The following is a 16,667-nucleotide window of genomic DNA, read 5'->3' on the forward strand; positions in this document are numbered from 1 at the left end:
TTCCAATTATGATCTCCCCCAAATCCTATAAATGAGAAAATATTAATCCTAATGAAGGAAATATACTCAAGCCTAAAATTAGCTAAATTTTTAGGCTCCTATTTCAAAAAAATTTAATTTTTTTCTAAATTATTTTATAAGGTTTGAAAAACTATTATTTTTTCTTGAAAAATATTATTTAGATAGTTAAAAAAGCCATAAGCACTGCTAATCACCTGTAAAGATGTAGGTAGCCTTAAAAGGAGGCCAAATAAATGAATGTAGAAAGCTCTTCTATTACCCCTTTCATATTTACAGGATTTAGGGAATTAGTATTAGCAAAGCCTGGACTAAATTTAGGCCCCTATACAGAGATTAGCTTAAAGATTTTTAAGGAATTGGGGCAGCAAGATTTATTTAACGCACGAGGCGTTAGTAAAGAATGGAAGCAACTAATTGAGCAAACTGAGGAATGGAAAAAGCTCTATTCTAAAATAACTGAGCATAAAGCACTTGAAGAAAATCAAAATACTGGCGATAAGTCATCTCTTTTAAGCTCTTTTTCTAATCAATGGGACAACCGTCAAATAGCTAGATCCTTGTGGTATAACCCCACTGCTATTATTGACGATTCAATCGTAGCCAAAGTAAATGCCGCTGCTGACTATCTAGGTAAAGAAGACTTTAAATTAAAAGGTGTGCCAAGTGACGGTGACTGCTTTTTTAGCGCTTTTTTAGCAAGTTACGAACAACTTTCTAGGAAAATACCTTTGTTAGATGAGAGCAAAGACAAAGTTTTTTATTTAAGGCAAGTGCTCTCAAGCATTGTTAAATACACGAACAATGAAAGAGCTAAAAAAATAAAAGGAAAAAGGACTTGGATAAGTGGATGGGGCGAAGGAGATCTATTAGCTACAGCTTTATCTATTCCTATAAGATTAATAACAGTTAACGAAGAACAGCTGGCTTGCGGTATTCACGATAGGCTAATTTTTCCTAAAGCAAGTTTACCTATGAAGGATAATTCTCAAGAATGGAAAACAATTCCTGAAGAAGAAAAGCTAAAAGAATATGTTCTTATTGTCGATCTAGGTGGCCATTTCATTTATGCACAAAAGCTTTTAGGACAAGAAAAATCTTTCTTTTTAAATCAAGCAACTTCTCGTATTACTCGTCCTAGCAAAGAGAGTTTTTTTTATCCTCTTAAAGAAGGTAACAAGCCAGATATAAGGAAAAAAAGAAAAAGATTTTTAACAACAAAATACAACCTGGATAAAAATGATACATTTGACCCATCTAATCCTTTAACTACCCTACCTTTAGAAATTTTCCAACAAATTTTTCATTCTTTTAGTAGTTTAAATAAAGGCGAATTAAGAAACATTCTTGATGCAAGAAGGTGTGCTCGAGTATTTAAACAACATATGCCTAATAACGTCAAATTTTTGCAGCTCTATCAACCTAAGAGACTACAGTCCTACCTTGATAAGCTTTCAAATTATTTAGATAAAACCCTGTCTTCTAGTGGCGAGCACAATACATTTTTATCTGCAGATAGATTAGAAGAAGATTACACACATGTCCTAAAACTTGCTATTCAAAAAGAAGATACTATTCAGATAAGGTTATGTATAGAAAAACTAGGTGATATCCATCTAATTAAGGGGACGCCTCAAACTCTCCTTCAAGCTACAGGACTTTATAATTATGCTCTACATAATGCCTCTTTAGACGAGCAAGCAATTATTAAAGAAAAGCTATCAAAAGTCGAAATTTTGCTTAGTAAGGCTTGCAAAGGAGAAAATGTAAATGTTCCTAAAACCAAAAAGCAATTTGAAAATAATCGCGAAAGATTAAAAAAATTTAGAAAGGAAATAGAAGAGAAAATTCAAGCTCTCGGCTCAGATCCTTCATCTGAGGAAGTCCGAGAGCTGTATGGTGAGATTGCTCAACAGATAAAATTCTTTTTTAGACGCCTTGCAATACAAGTTTTTGACATTTTAGGGCCCCAACCCTGCGAATATGCCATGATAGGGTTTGGCTCTCTAGCTAGAGAAGAGATGACCCCCTACTCCGATTTAGAGTTTGGTATTCTTATGCAAGAAGATACTGGAAAAAATAGAGAATATTTTAAGTATTTTACAACCCTTCTTCATTTAAAAGTAATCAATTTAGGGGAAACCATCCTGCCTGCTTTGGATATTCCTTGCATAAGAAAGGCTAATTTCTTCGATAGCGTTACACCCAGAGGCTTTGCCTTCGATGGGGAAGGAGTACAAGGTAAAGGCTGTAAAACGCCTTTTGGAAATCGCCAGACATTTGAGCTCATCCAACCCCCTAACAAGATGGCGGAATATATTGCACAGGACGAAAAAGGGAAATGGTGGCATGAGAAAGAGCCTCATCTTCCCATGGAATTGCTAACTTTTACTCATCTGCTAGGCAATCTTGTATTAACTAAGGAATATAGCGAAGTCCTCAAAAAAAAACTTGATATTTCTTACCAAGAAGGATTCTCCCTTCGACAGCACTTATCCAAGCAACACCTTGTGTTAGATGATATGATAGCCTTTAACCCAGGAATGGCTGATTTACAAAAGGAGGGTATGCTTTTCCAAGTTAAAAATGATTTTTATCGTTTTCCTCACCTGGCATTAGATAGATTAGCGCTTCTTAAAAATGTAGAAGCCTCGGACACTTTTACTAGAATTGATAAACTAAACATGCTAGGAGTAGTAGCAGATAGTGCAGCTGATAAGTTAAAAGATTGGATGAGTATAGCGCTATTTATGCGCCTTAAAACCTACTCTCATTATCAAGCGCAACAGCATATGATGAATCCTTTGATCAAGCCTTTTGGATTTGATGATCCAGACCTTATTAAAAAACAGTTTGCTTTAGAGCAGGAAGCCCTAAAAAAAATAAAAAAGATTTATTGTATCTTCGTTCCTTTCCATCAAGCTATTCAAGAATTCTTAGCCGGTCATGAAGACAGACTTAAGTCTTCTAATTTAGAAGATAACTCACCTGAGACGCAAGGTAATATAGCCCGCAGGCTTTTTCAGCATAAAAAAGCAGAAGAATGGTATCTTCTAGCAGAAAACGATAACCCAAATAATGCTGAGGTTTTAAATGCCCTGGGAATCATTTACCTTGATCAAGGCAATTTAGATAAAGCAGCCGAATATAGCATTAAAGCTCTTGCCATTAACCTTGACCTATATGGAGAAACTTACCCTACGGTGGCAAGAGACTACAGCAACTTAGGATTAATATACAAAGCGCAAGGCAATTTAGATAAAGCAACAGTGTACAATATTAAAGCGCTTACAATTAAACTTAAGGTTTTTGGTGAAAATCATCCTACCGTAGCAATTTGTTACAATAACCTAGGAACCCTCTATCGTGCCCAAGGCAATTTGGACAAAGCAGCGGAGCATAGCAACAAAGCGCTTGCTGTTAACGTTAAAAATTACGGAGAAAATCATCCTGCCGTAGCAACAAATTATAACAATCTGGGACAAATTTATCAAGCCCAAGGCAATTTAGACAAGGCAACAGAATATTGCATTAAAGCGCTTAATGTTGACGTTAAACTTTACGGAGAAAGTCATCCTATCGTAGCAACAAATTATAACAATCTGGGACAAATTTATCAAGCCCAAGGCAATTTAGACAAGGCAACAGAATATTGCATTAAAGCGCTTAATATTGATGCTAAACTTTATGGAGAAAGTCATCCTACCGTAGCAGGAAATTATAACAATCTGGGACAAATCTGCAAAGAGCAGGGCAATTTAGACAAAGCTATAGAATACTGCAAGCAAGCGCTTTCTATTAACCTTGATCTTTATCGAGAGATCCACCCTGCGATAGCTAATCTATATAACAATTTAGGACAAATTTACCTAGAACAAGGGAATTTAGACAAAGCGACAGAGTATAGCACCAAAGCGCTTAACATAGATCTTAAGGTTTATAGTGAAAATCATCCCACAGTGGCAAGAGATTACAATAATTTAGGAGAAATTTACCGACACCTGGGCAATTTAAATATGGCGGCAGAGTATAGCAACAAAGCGCTTGCCATTGATCTTAAGCTTTACGGCGAAAATCATCCCGAAGTGGCAATTAGTTACCATAACCTAGGACAAATTTATAAAGCCCAAGGTAATTTAGACAAAGCAGCAGAGTATAGCACTAAAGCGCTTAAGATCAACCTTAAGCATTTTGGTAAAAACCATCCCCGGGTGGCAATTGATTACAGCAGTCTAGGGCAAATCTATCAAGACCAAGGCAGCTTAGATAAAGCCGTGGAGCATTACAACAAAGCGCTTGCCATTGATCTTAAGCTTTACGGCGAAAATCATCCCGAAATGGCAGATTGCTACAGCAACTTAGGAACAATTTACCAAAACCAAGGTAATTTAGACAAAGCGATAGATTACAGTACTAAAGCGCTTAGCATTAATTTTAAGTGTTTTGGTGAAAATCATCCCAAGGTGGCGAGAGATTACAGTAATTTAGGACAAATCTATCAAGACCAAGGCAATACAGAGAAAGCAGCAGAGCATAGCACCAAAGCACTCACCATTTACCTTAAACTTTATGGTGAAAATCATCTTACACTAGCAATTTGCTATAACAACCTAGGATTAATCTTTAAAGCCCAGGGTAATTTAGAAAAAGCAGCTGAATTTAGTAGAAAAGCGCTTATTATCGACCTTGCGGTTTATGGTGAAAATCATCCCACCGTGGCAAGGGATTACAATAACCTAGGAACAATATACCTAGACCAAGGCAATTTAGATAAGGCAGTTGAGTATAGCATCACAGCGCTCACTATCGATCTTAAGGTTTATGGTGAAAATCATCCTGCAATAGCAAGAGACTATAACAACCTAGGAGCAATTTATCACAATAAAAGCAATTTAGAGAAAGCAGCGGTGTATAGCAATAAAGCGCTTGCAATTGATCTTAAACTTTATGGAGAAAATCATCCTGCGGTGGCAAGAGATTATAGTAACCTAGGAATGATCTACAAAGGCCAAGGAAATTTAGAACTAGCGGCTGAGTATATCAGCAAATTTATCGATATCAATCTAAAGCTTTATGATAGAGACCATCCTGAGGTGATAAAGGGTTATAACAATCTGCAAGCGATTTACCAATCCCAAGAAAATTTAAGAGCAGCAACCCTAGAGATATTAAATGAACGTACTATGTTAACCTCATGCTTGAAAAAACAAATCAATCAAATGGGGCTTCACATGTTGTGAAATACTCTGTACAGGACAAAAATTGAAAAAGCCCGTCTAAAAATTTATACTGTTATCTTTTACGAGGAGAAAACAGATGAAAGAAATAGACGAGCTAAGAGAAGTTTTAAGTCAAACTTTAGATTGGAACCGAGCAAGACTTACATGTTTTTGTCAAATTGTTCTAGCTCTTTTTAGGGTTAGAAGCGTTAACCTTACTCAACTAGCCACAGCTTTTCAAGGAAAAGCAAAACTAGACTCCCACTATAAAAGGCTACAGCGTTTTTTCCGAGAACTAAAATTTGATATGTTGGATGCTTTTAAGATTATTTTACAAATATTTCCTATTAAAAGGAAAGTATGACTGATTATAGATAGAACAAATTGGCAGGTAGGCAGCAAAAACATTAATATTTTAACCTTAGCGATGGCCTATGAAGGAACAGCTATTCCGTTGGCCTGGTTTGTGATGAATAAAGCTGGTAATTCATGTACTGATGAACGCATTAAACTTTTAGAAAAAGTTATCAGGCAATTAGGCCCATCAAAGATTGCAGGTCTGATTGGCGATAGAGAATTTATAGGGAGTCAATGGTTTGATTATCTGATAAAAAGTGAGATTCCTTTTTATATGCGTATTAGGGAAGACACTCTAGTGGAAGGAGCAAGAAATGGCTATGCAGTTTCTCTTAGAGACGTATTTCGTCATCTAAAAGAGGGTAAAAAAAAGTGTTAGTTCAACCTTTACAAATGCTCAGCCATTCCTTTTATGTAGCTGCAAGCCGTCTAAAAGATGAGCTTTTACTCGTGGTCACTAATAAAAATCCAAAAAAAGCTATAAGCATCTACAAAGCTAGATGGGAAATAGAGACCTTATTTGCTTGTCTAAAAACACGAGGCTTTTGCTTGGAAGATACGCATTTAACATATCCTGACAGAATTGAGAAACTTATCTTTGCCTTAAGCATTGCCTTTTGTTGGGGGTATAAACTGGGTAATGTAGCTGCAAACGCAGTCCCTATTAGCATTAAGAAGCATGGCAGAAAAGCTAAAAGTTTGTTTCGCTATGGATTAGATAAAATAAGGGAAATCTTATTGGAAACACCTAGGTGTTTTAACCTTTTTCTTTGGTTGCTAAAGCTTTTTGACCCATTGTTATCCTCAAGTATACCTAAGAGGATTTTTTTATGAAAAAATTATTTTTTGTCCTGTACAGAGCAGCAAAGCTTCATACCAGGACCTATATCATTTACTTCTAAAGATTTCCTGTCTATTTTCTCTAACTTTGAGGTTGCTAAAAACTATAATAATCCATCTAATTATTATAAGAGCATATAAAGGAAAAACAACTTTGCTAAGAGCAGGCTTAAATATAGAGATAAAAGTAGCTTTCTTATTAAGCTGTAGAAAAAGCCTGAAAGGTGTGCGGGGCGAATTGTTTATAGCTTACTATCCTTATAAAACTGCTAAAAATTAGAAGGGCAACCATGGGTCTAATTAAAAAATCATATATAGCCTATCCGCTAGCTGACCTTTATCCATTAAAAATTCAGCAAATCAATTGTTAAAAAAGCAGAAGGCCTAATGGGCATTAAGTTTTCTAAAATTAGCTCTTTAATCTTGCAAGGCAATTTTATAAAGACTAAACATTCGAACCCATCAATCATTTTTTTACAAATTAAAAGTTATTTTGAAATCTAAGCCAAAAGGGAGGTAAAAAAATTTAGATTAAAAACACAGCCTACATGCATCCTTAAAAGCTTCTTGTCTACCTATTAAGTTAGACTTTTAGAAGAAAATAAAAAAATTGCTATATATAATCACAAAACTTTGATAAATATATTTTTATTAGTAAGAAAAAATGAAGGAGGCCTTTTATGCCCTTAAAAAAAGGTACAAGCCGTAAAACAATCAGTGAAAACATCCGCACAGAAGTACATCATGGCAAGCCACAGAAACAAGCGGTGGCAATTGCTTTAAATGAGGCCAGAAGATCTGGTGCAAAAATTCCTAAAAAAGGAAAAAATACTAAATAACTGTCAAATATAAGGAGAACATAGATGGCAGCAATAAAAAAACCAGCCGCTAATAAAACAACGGCTAAAAAAACAGCAGAAAAAAAGCCTGCTGCAAAGAAGCCAGTTGCTAAAACAGCGGTGGCTAAAAAAACATTAACTGTAAAGAAAACAGCACCTAAGATTGTTGCCAAGGCAATAGTTAAAAAACCTGTTGCAAAAAAGCCTATAGTAAAAAAAGCTGTAGTGAAGAAAACGACGACTGCGGCTAGAAAAAAAGCTGTAAGTCGATAAATTTGTATGGCTAACTTTGGTAGGGGTAGCTTTATTATTTCTCTACCAAAGTTACTTATCTCTTAAATACTTTTCTAAGCATATGTTAATTGAGGTTAAAGTTTTAAAAAGCATCGAGCCAATGGACTAAAAAAGTGTCTGTTACTCTCAACCCACTTTTCAAGAAAACAATTCTAATTTTCCTATCTCATTGAAAAATTTCAAATCTTTTGTGATAGATAAAGAGCGATCATTTATAGTTTTCTACATAGGCCAAAGACTTCTTAGTTGGAAGTAATCTATTGGCTCTTTTATTTCTATCAAATGGACATAGGGTACTGACGCTTTATCTTCAGTAACTGATGATCAATTGCTTAGCTATTGTGCATTGTTTTAATATCATAAAGCTTATCCCTCCCACAGTTTTAAAAGAATACTCTTTCTGCGCTTTCTAAAGTCATGCCTAGGAAAACAGCTTGGATAAAAACTAACTAAAGGCATATTGGAATGTTAGCATAGACTTAGTGGCTACAGAGCAGGAGAGATGACGAAAAGAAGCTAAAGAGGGAAAACTAGAGAGGGGTCCGAATTAAAAAAATGCTCGGAGTCGGACTCGAACCGACACAGGATTGCTCCCGAGGGATTTTAAGTCCCTTGTGTCTACCATTTCACCATCCGAGCAAAAGGTAAGCGCTAAGATAACGACATTTGACTTTAATAGCAAGCCAAATGTCGCAATTATTTATTCTTTTTGTTCGTGGGGGTTAGAAGGCTCCTCTTCTAGAGGCTCTTTTATTTCATTTGGTTCGGTCAAAGGTAGAGGAGAAGAAGTAGGCTCACCAAGGTCGTCCCAAAAAGAATGAAAAGAACTATTTTGTTCCTCAGAAGACAAGGGCTTAACTTCTGGAGCAGGCTCTATAATAGGAGGTAACTCACCTTGCTCTTCTTTAAAAAACTCTTCAACTTCTTCACTCTCTCCTTCAAATTCCTCAGTGATGCTATGAAGAACTTGAACTTCATCATCTTCTTTAGTCTCTTCTCGCGTATAGAAAGCATTTTTAAAAAGTATGTTTTCTTTGTACCTTCCAATGGTCTCTGAAATTAGTGTCGGAGGAGGAGGCAATAATCCACTCATGAAAGGAACTGTAGGCTGCGCTAGGGGCTGACCCTCTCCTGCTACTTTTCCCTCTAATGAAGAAGCTACATCTAGTTGCCCTACATCTTCTAATGATGATATAGCTTCAGTGCCTCCTAGATCTTCTTTAATTTGCTCCTCTCGACCTCGGCGGCGCCTTTGCTGCCGTCTACGATCACGCTTTTTTTCTGCCCGATTGTCATTAGCGGCAACTTGCTCTTCTGCAATAACGTTAGATTCCTCCATAGCCGCTGGATCCATTTTATCTATAGGCATTTCCTTCACGGCCTTAGTCTCACGTCCTCCTCCTATCTTGATAGAACGCTCCAAGCCCACATTTTTAAGTACCATGCGTGCTTCTCGCACTTCTAAAATCTCATAGTCGTTTGCGGGCACAAGAAAAGATTTTGGCTTTTCTAAGGAGCGAAAAAAAATAGCAGTACCGAAAGAAACAACTTCTAAAGCATCTACGAAGTATTCTTCTTGTCCCACATTTTTGCTATTGCGAACAACAATTTTGCACCCTTCCTTAGGCGTAATAACGGTTTCAATAATAGGTTCTCGAGTAAAATCCACAATTAATTCAATCCTGTTTAAATTTGCATATATATTAGACTTTCAAAGAAGTCTACTTAAGAAGCAACTACTTAACTATATGTTAATATTACTCTTTCGAAGCCATATAGGCTAAAAGCTCAACACATCTACAAGCATACCCCATCTCATTATCATACCAAGCCACAATTTTATAGAAGGTATCGTTGAGAGGTATGCCTGCATCTTTGTCAAATATTGAAGAGTATCTGCTTCCAATAAAATCACTTGACACAACCGGTTCATCACAATAGCCTAAGATACCTTTCATGTGCCCTTCTGAGGCTTTCTGCATCTCTTGGCATATTGATTCATAACTAGTTGGTTTGCTCAGTCTCACGGTTAGATCGACAATAGAGACATCCACCACAGGGACTCTCAATGCCATACCCGTAAGTTTTCCTTTCACTTGAGGAAGGCATAAAGCTACAGCTTTTGCAGCTCCAGTCGAAGAAGGTATAATATTCTGACTAGCAGCCCTGCCTCCCCTTAAATCTTTATGAGAGGGTCCATCAACTGTAGGCTGTGTAGCTGTCATAGCATGCACAGTCGTCATTAGACCTTCTTCAATTCCAAAATTCTCTAGCAACACTTTAGTAATAGGTGCTAAACAATTAGTCGTACAAGAAGCATTTGACACAATTTTGTCATTTGCTGGATTATATTTTTCTTCATTAACACCTAAAACGATAGTAGCGATTCCTTCTCCTTTCGCAGGTGCTGATATTAAAACTCTCTTAGCTCCTGATTTTAAATGCTTACCTGCCTCATCAAAAGAAGTAAATAAACCTGTTGATTCTAAAACATAATCTACTTGAAGATCTTTCCAAGGAAGCTTTTGAGGATCTTTCTCAGCGTTAACTCGTATTTTTTTTCCATTAAAGAGAAGATATTCTCCTTCCTCTTTAATTTCCCCTTTAAATTTACCATGTACTGTATCATATTTTAATAAATAAGCCAAATTGCTGGGAGAAACAACATCATTAATGGCTACCACTTGCATATCATTTCTTTCACTAATTAAGCGAAAAACCAAACGACCAATGCGGCCAAATCCATTAATGGCAATTTTTAGGGACATAGCTAGATTCCTTAAAAAGTCATAATCATCCTTTTTATCATAGATGAGACTTAAGGAGAAAGTAAAGGAAATAATCTTAGCAAAATTTCAAGTGCGTTTGTATAAATTAATTCTTTTCACTACCATTTTTATTAACTTTTTAATAAGTTTGCTTTAAAAAATATATACTTTTATATATATTCTATTCATAAATTAACAATAAACCTGAAATGATATAATTTGTTAACAAATGGATAAGATCATGCATCAGCTTTCATCAGGAACTTTTCACATTCACCCTTTAATTTTTCCCGCCTTTGTGAACCAAGAAAAACAATCTAAAGATTCTATAAGGAATACTACAGTTTACGCAGAAATCGCTTTAAAAATATTTAAAGAACTAGGACTACAGGATTTATGCCGAACACAATTGGTTTGTAAAGAGTGGAAACAATTAATTGAAAGCAGTTTTTTAGCTAAAGAAAAAGCCTATACCTTAGCTTTAAAACATGCTATTCGGAAGAAAGACCTTATTCAAGAAGCCTTTTATATAGAAAAACTTGGGGATGTTTATGTGAAAAAATGGACCTTCGAAGCTTTTTTGCAAGCGGCAGCGCTTTATAATTATGCTTTGCAAAGGCATTTTCTATCTCATTCCTTAGAAGGCAAACAAAAAGTTCTTAAAGAAAAGTTATCAAAAGTTCAAGATTTACTGGTTAGAGAATGTAAAGGCAGAAGTGTAGACTTAGCCACAATAGAAGATCAATTTGAAAGCAACCGTAAGATATTAAAAGGATTTAGGACGGAAATAGAGGCAAAAATTCAAGCCTTATCCGAAACTCCTTCTTCTCAAGAAGTAATGGAGCTCTATCGTGAAATAGATCAAGGAATAAAAACCTTTTTTGAACATATTGTGGCACAAAGCCTAGATACATTAGGGCCTCCTCCTTGTGAATACTCTATGATAGGCTTTGGTTCACTTGCTAGAGAAGAGATGACGCCTTACTCCGATCTAGAGTTTGGCATTCTTATCCAAGAAGATAATCCTATTAATAGAGATTATTTCAGACGTCTAGCCACTCTTCTTCACTTGAAAGTGATCAACTTAGGTGAAACGATCCTACCTGCTTTAAATATTCCTTGCTTAAAAGCCATCAATTTTTTTGATGACATTACGCCGCGAGGCTTTGCCTTTGATGGGGCAGGAGTTGAAGGAAAAGGCTGCAAAACTCCTTTGGGTAATGGCAAGACATTTGAGCTTATCCAAACTCCAGAGAAGATGGCTCAATATATTGGTAAAGATAATGAAAATCAATGGTGGCATGAAAGAGAACCCCATCTTCCTCTGGAACTTTTAAATTTTATTCACCTTCAAGGTAGTCGCAAATTAACTGAGCAGTATAATGAAAATGTTCAAAAAAAACTTAATGCTCCTTGCCAAAAAGGCCTTACTCTGCGTCAGTACTTAGCTAAATTTCATTTGTTTTTAGCAGATATGAATACTTTCGATCCAGGAATGGGCGATTTAAGTAGGGAGGGCATGCTTTTTAAAGTCAAAGATGATTTTTATCGCTTTCCTCATTTAGCATTGGATCGTTTAGCTCTTCTTAGAGGGGTAACAGCTCCTAACACATTTGCAAGAATCGATCAACTACACAAGCTAAAGACTTTAACAGTTAGCGCAAGAGAAAAAATAAAAGAGTGGATGAGTATAGCGCTATTTATGCGCCTTAAAACCTATTCTCATTATCAAGCCCAACGAGAGATGATGAACCCATTGATCAGACCCTTTAAGTTCGATGAGCCTACCCTTATCCAAAAGCAGTTTGCTTTAGATCATAAGGCATTAGAAAATATAAAAAAGATTTATCTTATTTTTATTCCATTCCGTCAGGCTATTCAAGAATTTTTCTTAGGTCATGAAGAGAGACTTACCTCTTCCTCTTTAGATGACGACTCACCCCAGATCCAGGGAGACATAGCCAGAAGAATATTTCAACAAGAAGAGGCAAAAAAGTGTTACCTTAAAGCTCTACAAGAAAACTCGGAAAACACTTATGCCCTGAAATCTCTTGGGCTTATCTACGAGAACCAAGGAAATTTAGAAAAAGCTGCTGAATATACCCACGCGTCACTCGCTATTGCTATTAAGCGCGGCGGTAAAAACTGCCCCGAGGTGGCAACAGTTTATAATAACTTGTTAATGATCTACTATGCCCAAGGAAATTTAGCGATAGCAGCTGAGTATGGTAATCAAGCACTCCAAATTAATATTAATCTGTATGGTAAAAATCATTCCTATGTAGCAAATAGCTATAATAGCCTTGGTTTAGTCTACCAAGAACAAGGGAATTTAGAATCGGGTCGCCCAAGGGAACTTCCCCCTTAGGCTCCCACAGACACGTACGTGAAACTCTCGCTTCATACGGCTCCTATTGTTCTTCAAGCTTTCCAGCCTTTTCCCCACCCCCATAAGTTCCTCGTATTTCTACTTGACTTATTGAGTTGGATTGAACAATTCAACCCCTTCGCTCCCCCTTCATTACAAAGGCTTCTTCACTACTACGAGTTGATCTGCCCCTCATACATGCTTCGATATTTCCCACTTTGTGTTCTTCACTTATATGGTTTTCTCTTAACATCATCTATGAAGTTCCCACGTTCCATACAAAAGCCTAGACTAAGTTCACGCTATCTTTATGCCGGACGCCATTTAGGCAGTAAACAGGTTGCCCCTAAATTTATCCTGGAAGAGCTTTTAACCCCCAGTTTTGACATCATCCTTAAGCTTTCGACACTTGGACCAATAGTTCACTTTCGTTCGTCTCCTTAGCCCTCACCTGATATGCTTATCATACCTTTTCCTTAACGCTCACTACCTTGGCTTTTGACCAAAGCAGCTTAAGGTGGTTTGAAATCTCTTCCTGCAAAGCGACTTCGAGGAGCCATTTTCCTCATCTTTCGTATAGTTACGCACATCTATAATGTGCTCGTGGCACACAAAAGCCAGTGAATCTCTTAATCAAGCCCTTGCAATAGACCATAAGCTTTTGGGTGAAAATCATTCCATGGTGGCAAAAGATTACAATAATTTAGGAATGCTGTACAAAGATAAAGGAAATTTAAAAAAAGCAACTGAATTTATCCGTCATGCTCTTGCCATCAATTTTAAGCTTTACGGTAAAAACCATCCGCATGTAGCTACCTGTTATAACAATTTGAGCCTCATTTATGAGGACCAAGGAAACATAAAAAAAGCCCGTAAGTATGCTGATAAAACACTCACAATTCGACTTAATCTTTATGGTAAAAATCATCCCCTGGTGGCAATAACTTATAATAACCTAGGGCTTATCTATGAGAACCAAGGAAATTTAAAAAAAGCTTTTAATTATACTGATAAAGCCCTTCAGATTAACCTTAAACTTCTAGGCAAAAATAATCCGACTGTCGCAAAGCTTTACAATCACCTAGGGCAAATCTATCAAAAACAAGGAAATTTAGAAAAGGCCATTCAGTTTATTAACAAAGCCCTCGCAATTAACATCAAGCTGGGAGGTGAAAATCAACCATCTGTAGCAATAGATTACCAAAACTTGGGAAGCGTCTACTTAGATCAAGGCAATTTAGACAAGGCGGAAGAGTATATTAACAAAGCGCTTGCCATTAACCTTAACCTTTTCGGCGAAAATCATCCCTTTCTTACCGCCAGTTATAATAGCCTAGGACTTCTCTATCGAAAGCAAGGAAATTTAGAAAATGCCCTTAAGTATGCCAATAAGGCATTCGCCATTAATATTAAATTTTATGGAAAAAATCATCCTACAGTGGCAATAGATTACAACAATCTAGGAGGAATTTATCGGGAGCAAGGTAATTTAGAAAAAGCTTTTGAATATATCAATGAAGCACTCGATATTGATCTCAAGCTTTTCGGGGATAATCATCCTACAGTGGCAATAGATTACAACAATCTAGGAAGAATCTTTTTAGCTCGAAGCAATTTAAAAAAAGCCATTGAGTGTGTCAATCAAGCACTCGCCATCAACCTTAAGTTTTTTGGCAAAGACCATTCTACTGTGGCATGCAATTATAATAATTTAGGATTCCTTTATGAAGAACAAGGAGATCCAATAAAAGCTATTGAGTATATCAATCAAGCAATCGACATTGATCTTAAGCTTTTTGGTGAAAATCATCCTACACTAGCAGTATATTATACTAATCTGGGAAGGATCTATCAAGCCCAAGGAAATTTAAACCTAGCACTTAAGTACGCCCATACAGCACTTGATATTAACCTTAAGCTTTATGGAGAAAATCATCCACAGACAGTGGAAAACTACAAAAATCTAGAGAGTATCTTACCAAGAGAAAAAAAATTTATTTATACAGGACAAAAAATAATCTTTTCATAAATAAACCTTCTTAGAAGGAGTTGAGAATAAAAGAGGAGATAGAATTAGTTGACATTCATGATTAGGCAGCAGGCAATCAAAGTACCTAAGAAGGTGTCCTTGAACCTCTGCTTTGATAAATGAAAACCCATTCAATAGAAGGAGGAGTATAATGCTTAAGAAGCTACTTTACTGAGCTGAGCAATAAAGAAAAAGAATAGGAAGAAATAAGCCTTTTTTTGTTTTCTATGAAAAAAAGAGGGCGGCCCTATAAACATTTTGAACGAAACCCATTAGATGCTATCCTTTATCTAAACTTTGCAGGACGTCAATAAAGGCCTCTTCTCATGATTTTCCTCTTTGGAGGATAGTTTTAAATTATTTCTCTAGCAGCACCATACAACCCTCTGGCAGCAGAGCAAGAGCTATCTAAATCTTATGGGCAAGCTGCTAATTGTTATGAAAGAAGAAGTAAAGAATATAGAGAAGAAAGAGATGAATATATAAAAAGGGATAGGCAATCATAGGAAAATGTTGCCTAAACTAACCTTAAATATAGTAAAATCAGATATCCGAAACATTCGCTCCTTTGCTAAAGGCTATTCATACCGCACGAGCACTAGCCATGAGCAGGGTTATTTTGGAGGCTTATTTGCTTTAATTTTTTGTTTAGGTTTACCTTTAGCTGTTTTAGAATCCATTAATTTAATCTTACTATTCTTAGCTAACGGTTTAGGTTTATTCTCCTTAGGAGAAGCTTTTACAGCTTTAGCTTTGCGTGAAGAGGAATTATCTTTAGACTTCTGAGTAGGCTTCCTAGCTGGCTTAGAAGATGTCGAGGGTGTCCCGTTCACATCTATAGCTTTGCTAATTGCTTGATTGTTATCGGCGCTGAAGGCAAAATCTTCTCCCTCTTGCTCCTCTTCTCCATCAAAATGATTAATAGTTACCTTATCAGCTATTTCTATGAACCTTTTAGACTCTGGCTTGCTTTTATCCTGATCCAACCATTTAGTAGATAAATTGCGTAAAGCTGCCAACTTTTGATTAATACTCTGAAGATTTTGATCCATGCCATCATGGAGATGACGCCTGCTTGCTAAAAGCTGTCCTTCATTTTCAAATTTAGAAGAGAAGGTCACTGCTGAGGCGGTTAAATCAGGTGTAAATAAAAACAAACGCATAGAAGGTGGCACAGTTGTATAGACATCAGTAGCAATCTGAGGCTCAAACTCTTGCTTGACAGCTTGCTTTGGAGGCCTTCCGCGTTTAGGACGAGGATTTAGAGCTTCATTAGAGTAATAAGTCTTAGCTTTTGCTAGCAAGGCTTTTCTAGCTTGTAAGATATCTTTACCTACTTTTGTGTCAAATAGATGGCGTTTAACCTTTTCTAAAAGTGATTTAGGTAAATCTAAATCCTCTTCGAACACAAAATGAAACTGGTTATTTCTTAACCACTCAATAATACGAATGCGAGATCTTTCTTGGTAAAATTGCTGCCATTTTTCTAATTCGGAAAGATGGTCGTAGATGAACTCAAGAAAGTTTTCTCTAGCTTCTTTGGATTGAATGATTTCTAGTAATTTTTCCTTCGTATCAATATCATACACTTTTTCATTGACGAAACCTTCCATAATCTTTTTAGTTTCATAAAAAGTTAATTTAGGAATAAGAAAGTAACGCTCACTATTCTGGCGCAATTCCTGTTCTAATGCCTCAATCTCTTCCTGAGGTTTATCCAGGTCTACATAAATTATAAAGCCCTCTTGGCGGTCAAGATAAAAATCACGTTCATCATCGGACTTTGTAAAACCTTCGATAAGTCGATGGCAACGCAAAATAAGAGGGTTTTGAGCTTCTTTGAGTGTCTTACTCCTCATGGGCAACGTTCCTTTAAAAATGTATATAGATACAAAAAGATCGCATAATTATGCGATCTTCTATACTAAAACTCTA

Annotated in this window: 11 protein-coding genes and 1 tRNA gene; 8 read left to right on the forward strand and 4 right to left on the reverse strand. The window is 36.4% G+C overall.

Going from position 1 to position 16,667, the window contains the following annotated elements:
• Nucleotides 1-254: 254 nt before the first annotated feature.
• The 6 genes from TY21_RS05365 to TY21_RS11305 all read left to right on the forward strand — a co-directional run bounded on the left by TY21_RS05365 (nt 255) and on the right by TY21_RS11305 (nt 7,546).
• Entirely contained in the window at nt 255-5,258 is a 5,004-nt protein-coding gene (locus TY21_RS05365) for a tetratricopeptide repeat protein (protein ID WP_042239731.1), read from the forward strand.
• A 76-nt stretch (nt 5,259-5,334) separates the two neighbouring features.
• Nucleotides 5,335-5,601, forward strand: a complete 267-nt coding sequence (locus tag TY21_RS05370) for a hypothetical protein (RefSeq protein WP_042239730.1) — start codon at nt 5,335-5,337, stop codon at nt 5,599-5,601.
• Nucleotides 5,602-5,664: 63 nt separating this feature from the next.
• Complete coding sequence (locus TY21_RS05375) at nt 5,665-5,973, forward strand: hypothetical protein (protein ID WP_130589571.1); 309 nt, start codon at nt 5,665-5,667, stop codon at nt 5,971-5,973.
• Entirely contained in the window at nt 5,967-6,428 is a 462-nt protein-coding gene (locus TY21_RS05380; RefSeq protein ID WP_130589572.1) for a transposase, read from the forward strand. Before TY21_RS05375 ends, TY21_RS05380 begins: the two co-directional genes overlap by 7 nt.
• A gap of 686 nt (nt 6,429-7,114) precedes the next feature.
• A complete protein-coding gene (locus TY21_RS11225) occupies nt 7,115-7,273 on the forward strand; it encodes a DUF6496 domain-containing protein (protein WP_166154606.1) in 159 nt (52 codons plus the stop codon).
• 24 nt (nt 7,274-7,297) lie between these two features.
• Nucleotides 7,298-7,546, forward strand: a complete 249-nt coding sequence (locus tag TY21_RS11305) for a hypothetical protein (RefSeq protein ID WP_042241784.1) — start codon at nt 7,298-7,300, stop codon at nt 7,544-7,546.
• A 577-nt stretch (nt 7,547-8,123) separates the two neighbouring features.
• Here TY21_RS11305 and TY21_RS05390 read toward each other — a convergent pair.
• The 3 genes from TY21_RS05390 to gap all read right to left on the reverse strand — a co-directional run bounded on the left by TY21_RS05390 (nt 8,124) and on the right by gap (nt 10,335).
• Nucleotides 8,124-8,206: transfer RNA gene (locus TY21_RS05390), tRNA-Leu, on the reverse strand.
• Nucleotides 8,207-8,267: 61 nt separating this feature from the next.
• Entirely contained in the window at nt 8,268-9,236 is a 969-nt protein-coding gene (locus TY21_RS05395) for a hypothetical protein (RefSeq protein ID WP_052354563.1), read from the reverse strand.
• An 88-nt stretch (nt 9,237-9,324) separates the two neighbouring features.
• Nucleotides 9,325-10,335 carry a type I glyceraldehyde-3-phosphate dehydrogenase gene (gap, locus tag TY21_RS05400; RefSeq protein WP_042241787.1) on the reverse strand — a complete coding sequence of 337 codons (1,011 nt, stop codon included), beginning with the start codon at nt 10,333-10,335 and terminating at the stop codon, nt 9,325-9,327.
• A 241-nt stretch (nt 10,336-10,576) separates the two neighbouring features.
• Between gap and TY21_RS05405 the strand changes: the two genes are divergently transcribed.
• Together TY21_RS05405 and TY21_RS05410 are read left to right on the forward strand one after the other, a co-directional pair.
• Entirely contained in the window at nt 10,577-12,703 is a 2,127-nt protein-coding gene (locus TY21_RS05405; RefSeq protein ID WP_042241790.1) for a tetratricopeptide repeat protein, read from the forward strand.
• A 595-nt stretch (nt 12,704-13,298) separates the two neighbouring features.
• Nucleotides 13,299-14,732 carry a tetratricopeptide repeat protein gene (locus tag TY21_RS05410; RefSeq protein ID WP_042241388.1) on the forward strand — a complete coding sequence of 478 codons (1,434 nt, stop codon included), beginning with the start codon at nt 13,299-13,301 and terminating at the stop codon, nt 14,730-14,732.
• Nucleotides 14,733-15,346: 614 nt separating this feature from the next.
• Here TY21_RS05410 and TY21_RS05415 read toward each other — a convergent pair.
• Complete coding sequence (locus TY21_RS05415) at nt 15,347-16,591, reverse strand: UPF0158 family protein (protein WP_042241386.1); 1,245 nt, start codon at nt 16,589-16,591, stop codon at nt 15,347-15,349.
• Nucleotides 16,592-16,667 lie beyond the last annotated feature (76 nt).

Source organism: Neochlamydia sp. S13, assembly GCF_000648235.2.
In the GTDB taxonomy this organism is placed as follows: Bacteria; Chlamydiota; Chlamydiia; order Chlamydiales; family Parachlamydiaceae; genus Neochlamydia.

Coding starts and splice junctions, on each gene's coding strand:
- TY21_RS05365 (WP_042239731.1), top strand. CDS start 255: ATGAATGTAGAAAGCTCTTCTATTACCCCTTTCATATTTACAGGATTT.
- TY21_RS05370 (WP_042239730.1), top strand. CDS start 5,335: ATGAAAGAAATAGACGAGCTAAGAGAAGTTTTAAGTCAAACTTTAGAT.
- TY21_RS05375 (WP_130589571.1), top strand. CDS start 5,665: ATGGCCTATGAAGGAACAGCTATTCCGTTGGCCTGGTTTGTGATGAAT.
- TY21_RS11225 (WP_166154606.1), top strand. CDS start 7,115: ATGCCCTTAAAAAAAGGTACAAGCCGTAAAACAATCAGTGAAAACATC.
- TY21_RS11305 (WP_042241784.1), top strand. CDS start 7,298: ATGGCAGCAATAAAAAAACCAGCCGCTAATAAAACAACGGCTAAAAAA.
- gap (WP_042241787.1), bottom strand. CDS start 10,335: ATGTCCCTAAAAATTGCCATTAATGGATTTGGCCGCATTGGTCGTTTG.
- TY21_RS05405 (WP_042241790.1), top strand. CDS start 10,577: ATGCATCAGCTTTCATCAGGAACTTTTCACATTCACCCTTTAATTTTT.
- TY21_RS05410 (WP_042241388.1), top strand. CDS start 13,299: ATGTGCTCGTGGCACACAAAAGCCAGTGAATCTCTTAATCAAGCCCTT.
- TY21_RS05415 (WP_042241386.1), bottom strand. CDS start 16,591: ATGAGGAGTAAGACACTCAAAGAAGCTCAAAACCCTCTTATTTTGCGT.